Below are 10510 nucleotides of genomic sequence, written 5' to 3'. Positions count from 1 at the left end.
TTTTGTTAAGCGACAAGCTGAATGTCATTTCGAGGCCATAGGCCGAGAAATCTCCTTCTAAAGGTACGGTTTCGAGGAGATTTCTCCCTTCGGTCGAAATGACATATCCACCATTGTTACTGAAAGTAACGGTTTCAAATTAATCTCAGTATAACTCCCGCTGGTTGGCTTTCTGAAAAATATGTTGCTGTTGAGGTTGAGTGATAGCCAACTTCTTGCTGGTAAGACCGTCTTAAAAAAACAAGCCGATAAAGAATATTTGTACCTTTCTAAAGCAGCGGTCAGCTTGCCAGAGTCACATCCCTTATCGGCTTGCTTCACTTTGGTTAAAGAAATCAGCAAGTAAATTGTCACCAAGATCAAACAGGCCAGTCGCGTAACATCCGTTCTGTTTCTTCGGAATGTCCCATTTCATCCCGAACCATATCTTCAAGCTGAACCACTAATCCCTTATCGCCAAAATCTTCCGCTTCTTGCGCTCGCTGCGTGTAATCCTTACCCGCTTGTATTTCTGCGGCCAGCACGGCTTCCAGCATTTCGCGGTTTGTTTTGGCCGGGGGAACGGGAGCCGGGGTAGTGGTTGGCTCCCCGCCAAGAGCCACAATCTTATTTGCCAAAAACTGAGCATGCATTTGTTCATCGGCTACTTCGGTTAAAAAGAATGCCGCCAGTTGAGGACGATACGGCCCTGTTGCTTTGGCCGCATAGGTGATGTATTGAATGATAGCGCCTAGCTCACCGGCAAGGTCCTCATTTAAGTGATTGATCAGTGTTTGTTTATCCATTTGTATCTCCTTGTTTTTAAAATGATTAATATAGGTTTCGTTTACCCAATTTTACCACTACCTTAATCAGATGCAATTTATGGGGTTAGGCTACAGGCATTTTCTCTCCTGAAATCAAATTACGGAGGCAATGCCCTGGCCTCAATCCAACAACTCACTTCCCCGACGTTTGACGCTCACCGCCAATAATTTCTACCAGAGTATTTTTCAGGGCGGCTGGGATAGTTCTCTGTTTATCCTGCTCACGTAAATAAGTTTTCAGTTCATTGCTGCGCATCACGGGGATAACCGGGTCGTTCACTGTCAGCTCAACGTTATTATCCACAAAAACAATCAAGGCCGTGATTTCCGGCATTTCTTCGGCGCTCAGGTGTTTGTTGAGCAGTTTGTAGAGCCGGCCGGCCTCATTTTCTGCCTCTGCTACGGGCGCGCCCAGGCCCTCATCGGCAAAGAATCTAAAAACGCGGCTCCAACTGAATTTGCGGGTGAATCGTTTACCGTTTACCGTAACCTGGCCGCTGTGCCGCTTGACGACCAAGACATACAGGTGAGCCGGGGTGAGCAAAATGTGGGGCGGCGAGGTGATATAGTTGAACAGGATAAAGTCGTTGCCAAATTTTTTAAGCGTGCTGCTCAAAACCTGGTCGGCGCGCGGCTCTCGCACCCAACGATTGACCATGTGCGAGCTGATAATGGCCAGCACAAAACCAACCATTAACAGCAGAAACGTGAGGCTGGTATATTGGGGCGCCTCGGCGTTGAAGAGGTCAATCAAGTTTAAAATAAAGCCGCCCAGCAGGGTATACATTGCCAGTGGGGCGATGCGTTTGGCCCATTTACTGCGTTTTTCAATGATTTCGGTATTGGTTATGGCTCTCATGCAATTGCTCCTGGTTTTTTAATCCTTATACCGGCCTAACACCAAACATGAATTCTGTCCCCCTAAGCCAAAAGAGTTGGAAAGTACGATATCCACCTGCTGGCGACGCGCTTGGTTAGGCACGTAATCCAAATCGCAGGTCGGGTCGGGGGTGTGGTAATTGATGGTGGGATGGATGGTGTTGGTTTCGATGGTTTTGATACAGGCCAACGCCTCAATGGCGCCGGCGGCCCCAAAAGAATGTCCCAGCATGCTTTTGGTGGAACTAATCGGAATCTGATACGCGCGTTCGCCAAAAACGGCCTTGATGGCGTAAGTTTCGGCGGCGTCGCCCAGAGGCGTGCTGGGGCCATGGGCATTAATGTAATCAATTTGATTGACCTCCACCCCCGCGTCTTTGAGCGCCCAGGCCATCGCCCGAATAGCCCCTCTGGCGCCTGGATCGGGCGCAGCAATATGGTAGGTGTCGGATGAGTGGGCGCTGCCTAAAATTTCGGCATAAATATGCGCCTGGCGGGCCAGGGCGTGATCCAATCGTTCTAACACAAAAATGGCGCAGCCTTCGCCCAAAACAAACCCATCGCGCGTGGCGTCAAACGGGCGCGAGGCGCGCGACGGCTCGTTGTTGCGGGTGGAAAGCGCCCGCATAATGGTAAAACCGTTCACGGTGGTGCCGGTAATGGCCGCCTCCACTCCCCCGGCAATCATTACGGCGCAGCGCCCCCGTTTGATCACTTCAGCGGCTTCGCCCAAGGCAATATTGCCGGCGGCGCAAGCCGTGGCCGTGGTATTGGTATAACCCTGGGCATTGAGCTTTACGCAAACGTGAAAGGTTGACAGATTAGGTAAGGCCGCCGGCAGTGAAAAAGGGTTTACTTTATTTAGCCCTTTCTCCAAATAATCTTTTAAGCCCTGTTCTGCTTTATCAAAACCGCCCATGGCTGTGCCCAGCAGCACGCCGCTTTTTTCGGCCAGGTCATCGCCAAAGGGGTATGGCAAGCCGGCATGCTCAACCGCTTGCGCCGCCGCCGCCAGGGCAAAATGGGAACAGCGAGCCATCCGCCGGACTTCTTTGGCCGGGACATATTGCCGGGGGTCAAAATTTTTTACCTCGCCGGCAAAACGGGTGGCCAACGCGGTGGCGTCAAACAGCGTGATCGGGCCAATGCCCGATTGTCCCTTGACCAACCGCTCCCATGTTTCACTTACGGAATGGCCCAGGGCCGTAATGGCCCCCAGCCCGGTAACAACCACCCGCTGTCGGTCAGGCTGAAGGTGCGGCAACGGGTTCACCTATTCCTACGGTTAGCTCATTGAGGCCACTTTCAATGGCTTGCACAATGTTATTTTGGGCCGCATGTTTGGCTACTCTGATGGCGTTACGGATGGCGTAAGCATCGGAGCGACCATGCGCCACAATGACTACCCCATTAACGCCCAACAACGGGCCGCCGCCAAATTCGCGGTAATCCAATTTTACCCGTAAAGCTTGCAGCGCGCCCTGGGCCAGCACAGCCCCCAACATGGCCAGGGGGCGGGCCTTTATTTCTTGTTTGAGGAATTTCAGAATCAACCAGGCTGCGCCTTCCACTCCCTTTACGTAGATATTGCCGGTGAAGCCATCGGTCACAATCACATCGGCCACGCCGGCCGGCACATCTTTGCCTTCTACATTGCCAATAAAGTTAAGGTGGCTGGCCTTTAATAAAGGCGTCACTTCTTGCGTAAGCAGGCTGCCCTTGTCTTCTTCCTCGCCGGTTGATAACAGCCCTACCCGGGGGTTAGGGATGCGCATGACCCGTTCCGCATATAAACTGCCCATCAGGGCAAATTGCAGCAGGTATTCAGGACGGACATCGGTGTTGGCCCCCACGTCAAGCAAAAAATTATAGCCGTATTCGGAGTCGTTAGGAAAGATAGTGCTAAGCGCCGGGCGTTTGATGCCCTTGATGCGGCCCAGGCCAAATAAAGCCGCGGCCAGCACCCCGCCTGAATTTCCGGCAGAAACAAAGGCGTCACTTTCGCCCGCCTTTAGGGACCGGAGGGCGACGACCATGGAAGCGTCTTTTTTATTTTTTACCGCCGTTGAAGGCGGTTCATGCATTTCAATCACCTGGCTGGCCGGAATAATGGGTAAATCCAGGCCGGTGGTATTGTGTTTGGCCAGTTCGGCCTCAAGTATGTCGGGCTGGCCGACCAATTGAATGGTCAGGTCAAAATCACGGGCGGCCCACACTGCCCCATGCACTGTTTCGGTTGGAGCATCATCGCCGCCCATTGCATCCAGAACGATTTTCATACAGGTCAGGTCTCCTTGTGAAGATGAAGGGGATTATAACATATCCAGATAGACAGGCAAAGCTACGGTAAAGGTGCTGCCCTTGCCGGGCACGCTTTCTAGCCAGATGCGCCCGCCGCATTTTTCAACAATGCTTTTGGTAATGGCCAGGCCCAGGCCGCTGCCTCTCAGCCCAACTGCCTGACTTTCCTTGACTTGATAGAACTTCTCAAAAACGTGGGGCTGGTCGGCCGCCGGGATGCCGATGCCGGTGTCAATCACCTGAATGCGGATTTCTTGCTCTTGCTGAAAGGCTTTAACCGTAACCTGTCCTCCAGGGGGGGTGTATTTGATGGCGTTGTCAATCAGATTGTGCAAAACTTGGCGGATACGGGTGGGGTTGGCCATAACGGGCAATAAATCTTCACTCAATTTATGGTTCAGTTGAATAGACTTATGGTTAGCTTGAGGGGTGAGAGAGCCGGTCACTTCATCGAGCAGGGGAGGTAATTGGCACGGCTCAATATCCATATCAATCCCGGCTTCAATTTTGCCCACATCCAACAAGGCATCAATGAGGTGGCGGATGTCGTCAACGCGATCCTCAATGGTGGTCAATAATTCTTGCTGCTGCCCGGTGATTGGGCCGGTTTGGGGAATTAAGTTGGTGGCAATTAAAATGGCCGAGAGAGGGGAGCGTAAATCATGGGAAACCGTGCTGACAAACTCGTCTTTCAGTTGGCTCAGTTCGGCAAAGTGACTGACATCTTGCATGGTGGCTACCCAGCCAATCACGCCCGCTTCGCCTACAGCTACCGGCGATAGGTTGGCATAAAAGGTGCGATTGTCCGGCAGTGGAATTTCGCCGGTAGGATTGCCGCCTGACATGGCGCTGGCAAAGAGTGTGACCAGCGGTTCGTTGCTGGTGTTTTGGGCCAAAGGTTTCCCCTGTTGCGATTCTGAAACGCCCATCACCTGCCAGGCGGTTGGATTGTCCAGCACAATTTGCCCATCCCGGTTAACCACCAGCACGGCGTCGGTGCTGCTGGCCAGAATGGCGGCCAGGCGCGCCCGTTCTTGCTCCACTTGCTGAAAAAGATAGGCGTTTTCAGCCGCCGCAGAAATTTGGGCCGCAGTAAGGGAGAAGGTTCGCCATACCTGGTCGCCTAAATTTTCTTTTTGGGCCGAGGCCACGTAGATGAGGCCCAACGTGCCCAGACGGGTCAGGATGGGCAGATGGAAAACGGAAACGGCTTGCCAATCCGGCGGCACCGGGATATTGCCGGCCAGGCTTTTGGCGTAAACTAAGGGGGGCGACACGTCATTTTCACTGATTTGGTTAAAGGTGTCCATTATATCGGCTATCACCCAGTCTGTTTGGCTAAAATCAAAGGGCACGACTACGCCCAGGTAAGCCCCCTCTTTTTGGGCAATCATTACACCTTGCACATCGCCGGGCAGCAGGCGGGGCAGCATGCTAACGGCGGTATCAATGATAACCTTAAAATTGGTGGTGGCAAACAGCATCTCACTCAGGTGGTTCAGGCCGCGCAATTCAAGGTTGTGCTGTTCCATCATGTGGATCAGCCAACTTTTTTCAATGGTCACGGCCACTTGTGGCATGAGTTGCTCCAGCAGGTGCAGTTCGGCCGGCCCATATACGCCGGGTAGCCGGTGGCCTACATTGAGCAGGCCATAGGGACTTTTTTCGGTGGTGAGGGGGATAGCTATTCTGGATTTGATATTTTCTTCGCGCAGGATTTGGTCGTCCGGGAAAGGGGCGCTGTTTGGGGGCAAATCCGCCAGATTCTGATCAAGGCGCGGCTGGTTGTTTTTTATCACCTGGGCCAGGAGCGAGCCGGTGGCCGGGATCACTGATTTTGTGTATTCCAGGCTGCCGTGCTCGGTAAAAACCCACTGCCGGATGTTTTCTTTGGCCTTGTCGAGGATAGAGATGCTGATATGGTCAAAACGAAGCAACTGGCTGAACTGGGCCAGGATGAGTTTTCCTGTTTCTGATAGGCCATGACCGGTGTTAATGGTTGAGGTAACTTGATTGATCATTTCCGTGCGCCGGGCGCGCGCTTGCGCTTCTTGATACAGGTCGGCATTTTTCAGGGCTATACCCAGCGAAGCCGCCATTGAGATCAATAATTCCTGGTCGTCTTTGTTAAAGGAGCCGCGACGTTTATTAATCACTTCCAGCGCCCCAATCGGTTTGCCGTGCACGATAAGGGGAACGCAGAGCACCGTATTGGTGGTAAAGCCAATGGCCTGGTCAATTTTGGGGGTAAAACGTTTGTCGGCCTGGGCGTTGTTTGAAATGACCGGCCGGTTGTTGGCGACTACCCAACCGGCAATGCCTTCGCCCGGTTGAAGCCGGTAGGCCGTAATTTGCCTGTTTTCGCCGCGCAGGGTGATCTTAAAGTAGAGTTCATTGGTCTCTTCGTCCACCAGCAGCAGGGAACCGGCTTCTACCTCCAAGATGTGGTTAATGCCGGCCATGGTTCTCTGAAGTACCTCGTCTATGTTCAGGCTCGATGTAATGGTCTGAGCAATTGAGTTCAAACCGCGCAAAGCGCCGGCGTGACGCTGGGAGTGCTCTACCAGGTAAGCGTTGTACAGATTTGCGCCTACGTGTTCGCCCAGGTAGGCAAGCAGGTGTTGGGTTTTCTCTGATAAAGCTGCCTGGGGGCCGTGATCGCCAATGATCAAAGCGCCTACCGGCTGATCCGCCGCCACCAGCGGTACAATGGCCGCGGGGATGGTATTGAGGGTGTGAAAGAAAGCATCGCCCAGGTCGGAGTCGGTTTGAATCATGGCGGCTTCTTGCGGTTGCATGAAACAAGGTTTTTTCTCGGCGATGACCTGGCACAATAAACTATTGGGGCTGGGCCAATCCTCTTCCAACGATGGCACTTTATCAATGAGTTGGACTTTGGCTTCAGGGGCGGTGGCCAGGGGCGTGCGGACCAATCCGCAGGCGGTGGGCGAGAGGGGTTTGACGGTGAGTAGCCAGATCGCCTCCACCTTCAGGGCGTCAATGAGAATGTGGCTGATCTCTTCCAGGCGTTTGTCCCACGGCAGGGCTTGGCCAAGTAAATTGTCTATCCAATGTAAGGATTGCCAGACAGAAAGCGGCAGTTCAAGCTTGGTTAATTCTATCTTCATAGGCCACCCCCTACCCTAAGAGTTTGCTTTCTAACGGCCTAAGTATACCAGGGATGGGGCAGCCTGACAATCTTTAGGACAACTTACCTAATTTTTTTGGACTCTATTGGCCTGCTTTATGATATAATGAGGTTATCCGGCGCTATATTTTGCGATGGCGCAATATTTTGCGATATAGGATATGGGAAAATCAACACCAAGGAGCAAGTATCTATGACGCTCAATGACATACAGCAGACAGGGAACAACGAATCGAAAAAAATCCGTATTCTTTATATGGAAGATGAGGCTGGTTTGGCGCGTCTTTTTCAGAGAAGATTAGAGTTGGCCGGTTATGCCGTGGATGTTGCCCGTGACGGCCAGGAAGGGTTGGCCATGTTTGATCCAACCCTCCACGATGTTATTGTGGTTGATTACAAAATGCCGTATTACAATGGGCTGGAGGTTTTAGGCGCCCTGGTTAAACAGGGAAGTTTGCCGCCGGCCATTATGCTGACCGGCAGCGGCGACGAGCAGACCGCGGTGATGGCCATGAAGCTGGGGGCGGGTGATTATATTGTTAAGGATATGCGCCGGGGATACCTTAAATTATTGCCGGTGGTCATTGAGCAGGTTGTTTACCGGCAGCGCCTGGCCGATGCCAAACGGCAGGCTGAAGAATCTTTACAGCAGCATGCGCTTGAGCTACAGGCCCGTAATGAAGAATTGAACGCTTTTGCCCATACGGTGGCGCACGACCTCCAAAGTCCGTTATCGCTGATTACGGGTTATGCTGGCCTGTTGAAAGAGGGCTATGGCACCATGTCGGCTGAAGAAGCGGAGATGTGCGCGTCGAACATTATTGAAACGGGCCGCAAGATGAGCAACATTATTGAGGAATTGTTGTTACTGGCCGGCGTTCGCCAACAAGAAGTTGAGCCGAAACTCCTCCTGAATATGGGGCAGCTTGTGGCCGAGAGCCAACGGCGTTTAGCCGATATCATTGATGAATCCCAGGCCGAGATTATCGGGCCTGATGATTGGCCGGTGGCGCTGGGTTATGGCCCCTGGATTGAGGAGGTGTGGACCAATTATCTTAGTAACGCCATCAAATATGGCGGACGTCCCCCCCGGATAGAACTTGGCGCGTCCGCCCCTACCAACGGCATGGTCTGTTTTTGGGTGCGCGATAATGGCCCTGGCCTTACCCCGGCCGAGCAAGCCCGCCTGTTTACGCCCTTTACCCGGCTGGATCAGGTACGGGCCAAAGGGCATGGGTTGGGGCTGTCTATTGTGCGGCGGATTGTGGAAAAGCTTGATGGTCAGGTGGGCGTTGAAAGCGAGGGCGTGCCTGGCCGGGGTTGTGTTTTTAGCTTTACCTTGCCCGCGCCGGTTTCTGTTTGATAATTTTGCTATTTTGCCGCAGGAAACTTTGCGCCCTGAACCTCAATGGTGCCAGGGCGCATTTGGTAATGATACACGTCAACCCGCATAAAATGCGCTTCGTCAACCAAGTGAGCATGTTTGTTGAGCCAGGCGCGGGTCAAGTGCCGGTTGTCCCATAACTCCTCTTCAGAAACAACCAGCCACAGGTCGGTCAGGCCGGCGGTCAGCTTGGTCATTTCAGCATCAACGGTAGCTTCGGTTTTGTCGTCGTTGGTCCAAAGCCCTTCCAAAAGGGTATAGTTGGTATGGTAATAATAATTGAAGGTATGTTGCAGGTAAGGAATCTGAACCATAATGGCTGAAGGGGGAGGGGACTGGTTGGACAGGTAGACCGCTGCGGCGCGAAAATCAGCCTTGAGGGGGCGGTGTTGTTGCTGCCACAGGCCGGTCAAATTGATGCCCAGCACCAAAATCAAACAGATACCCACCAACCGGCGCGAGTGCCGCCAAATCAGCCCCAAGCCATCCGCCACCAGTAGATAAAAGGCCGGAACAATGTAGATGAGATAGCGGTCTTCAAAAACGGCTACTCGCAGCGAGATGAAATAAACGATGAGCGGCGGCAGCAGGGACCAAACGGCCAGGATGGCGCGGGCCTTTAGGGTTGAGTTTTTTTCTATGTCCAGAAACAGGCCGCATAGCCAGAGAAAAACAAGTAGAATGATGGGCATTAAGCCCATGGCCGGACTGCGGAAAAATTTCAACCCGGCCAGCCACAAGGGCGCTGAGGGGTTTTGAGTGGCGCTGAACCGGACCAGCGCGTCAGCCGGGGCAAAAGGAACCAGGCCGCTGCTATATAACTGCAAGAGCAGATAAAACTCTTTTTGCAGAGGATAAAAAGGATGGCCGCTCTGGAACCCTGCCCCCAAAAGAGGTATTTGCCACAAGGCTAGGGGCAGGTACGGAAGGGTCAACAAAGCCATACTGATTAACCAACCACGCCAATGCTGCCGCCAATGGGCATGGTAGAAGATAACGATGACGCCGTAAACGGCCAGCATCAAGGGGGATAAGATGTGCGTGTAATAGGAGAGGGTGGTGGCGGTAACAAAAACAACCCACCATAACCATTTTTGTTGGGGTAGAGGAGGGGGCAGCCTGGCCCCGGTGAGCGCCTTGAGATAGGCGGTCAAAGCCAGCGTTACCAGAACCAGGAGCAGGGCGTACATTTTGGCCTCCTGTCCATACCAAACCAGGTAGGGCGAGGTGGCCAGCAGTAATCCGCCCAGTAAACCTACCACCCGGCTCAAGCCCAATTGGCGGGACAGAATAAACCCCAGCGGCACGGCCAGCGTTCCCAGCAAGGCTGCCGGATAACGCAGGGCAAATTCGGTATCGCTGGTGAGAGCGCGCCAGGGGCGAAGCAGTAGGAAAAAAAGGGGGCCATTATGTCCGGCCCGAAACAAACCGGCGATCAGTTCTGGCAAAGGCCAACTGGAGAAGTGAATGGCGTCCACTTCATCCCGCCACAGGCTTTGGGTAGCCAGGTTAATCGCGCGCACCAAAAAAGCGACCCAGGTAATGAGCAGCAGCCATAGGGTCGCTTTTGTTGATTTTAGGGGGGGAAAGGCAGGGTTTTCAGCCGTCAATTAAATTAAAAATCCTCTTCTTGGATAATTTTGCTGCGCCCGCGAATGTACAGGAGTAGAAATAATAGTGGGATTAGCAAGATAATGAAGACGCCGCAGCAGCGCCACAGGTACGCCCCCCCCACTATGATTGTGTCAATGAATTCCGCCTCATCCAAAACAAGATTGGTCGCATCAGGGTCGGCCTCCTGCTCCGGCGCGGCTTCCACTGAATCATTATTGGGAATCAATGATTCTGGGAAGGGCATAGATAGAGGGGATGTGGGTTCAAGGACTGGTTGCTCGCCGGTCGGTTGTTCTGGTAAAGGTTCGTCGGTGGATGTCGCTGGGAGCGGTTGGTCGGCGGGAGGCTGGGGTTGATCAGGGGCCGGAGGTTGTTCGG

At 53.1% G+C, this 10510-nt stretch carries 8 protein-coding genes; 1 reads left to right on the top strand and 7 read right to left on the bottom strand.

Annotation, left to right across the window (positions count from 1 at the left end):
- Positions 1-359: 359 nt before the first annotated feature.
- The 5 genes from JW953_21715 to JW953_21695 form a co-directional block, all read right to left on the bottom strand.
- On the bottom strand, positions 360-785 hold the full coding sequence (locus JW953_21715; protein ID MBN1995321.1) for a ferritin-like domain-containing protein: 426 nt from the start codon (positions 783-785) through the stop codon (positions 360-362).
- Positions 786-939: 154 nt separating this feature from the next.
- Positions 940-1665: an NERD domain-containing protein gene (locus JW953_21710; GenBank protein ID MBN1995320.1), complete on the bottom strand. Its 726-nt coding sequence runs from the start codon at positions 1663-1665 to the stop codon at positions 940-942.
- A gap of 18 nt (positions 1666-1683) precedes the next feature.
- Complete coding sequence (gene fabF, locus JW953_21705; protein ID MBN1995319.1) at positions 1684-2949, bottom strand: beta-ketoacyl-ACP synthase II; 1266 nt, start codon at positions 2947-2949, stop codon at positions 1684-1686.
- Positions 2930-3964 (bottom strand): phosphate acyltransferase PlsX, encoded by a 1035-nt coding sequence (gene plsX, locus JW953_21700; protein MBN1995318.1) that lies wholly within the window; start codon positions 3962-3964, stop codon positions 2930-2932. The genes fabF and plsX overlap by 20 nt, the downstream gene beginning before the upstream one ends.
- Positions 3965-3997: 33 nt before the next feature.
- Positions 3998-7114: a GAF domain-containing protein gene (locus JW953_21695; GenBank protein ID MBN1995317.1), complete on the bottom strand. Its 3117-nt coding sequence runs from the start codon at positions 7112-7114 to the stop codon at positions 3998-4000.
- A 213-nt stretch (positions 7115-7327) separates the two neighbouring features.
- Between JW953_21695 and JW953_21690 the strand changes: the two genes are divergently transcribed.
- Positions 7328-8497, top strand: coding sequence for a response regulator (locus JW953_21690; protein MBN1995316.1), 1170 nt, complete (start codon positions 7328-7330; stop codon positions 8495-8497).
- Positions 8498-8505: 8 nt separating this feature from the next.
- Here the strand turns inward: JW953_21690 and JW953_21685 are convergent, their stop codons facing one another.
- Both JW953_21685 and JW953_21680 read right to left on the bottom strand, forming a co-directional pair.
- Positions 8506-10128, bottom strand: coding sequence for a glycosyltransferase family 39 protein (locus JW953_21685; GenBank protein MBN1995315.1), 1623 nt, complete (start codon positions 10126-10128; stop codon positions 8506-8508).
- A 5-nt stretch (positions 10129-10133) separates the two neighbouring features.
- A partial coding sequence (locus JW953_21680; GenBank protein ID MBN1995314.1) for a hypothetical protein occupies positions 10134-10510 on the bottom strand: 377 nt, incomplete at its 5' end.

Source organism: Anaerolineae bacterium (genome assembly GCA_016931895.1).
Lineage (GTDB): Bacteria > Chloroflexota > Anaerolineae > 4572-78 > J111 > JAFGNV01.
The sequence above is the reverse complement of the archived record's forward strand: the minus strand, read 5'-3'. Positions and strand labels throughout refer to the sequence as shown.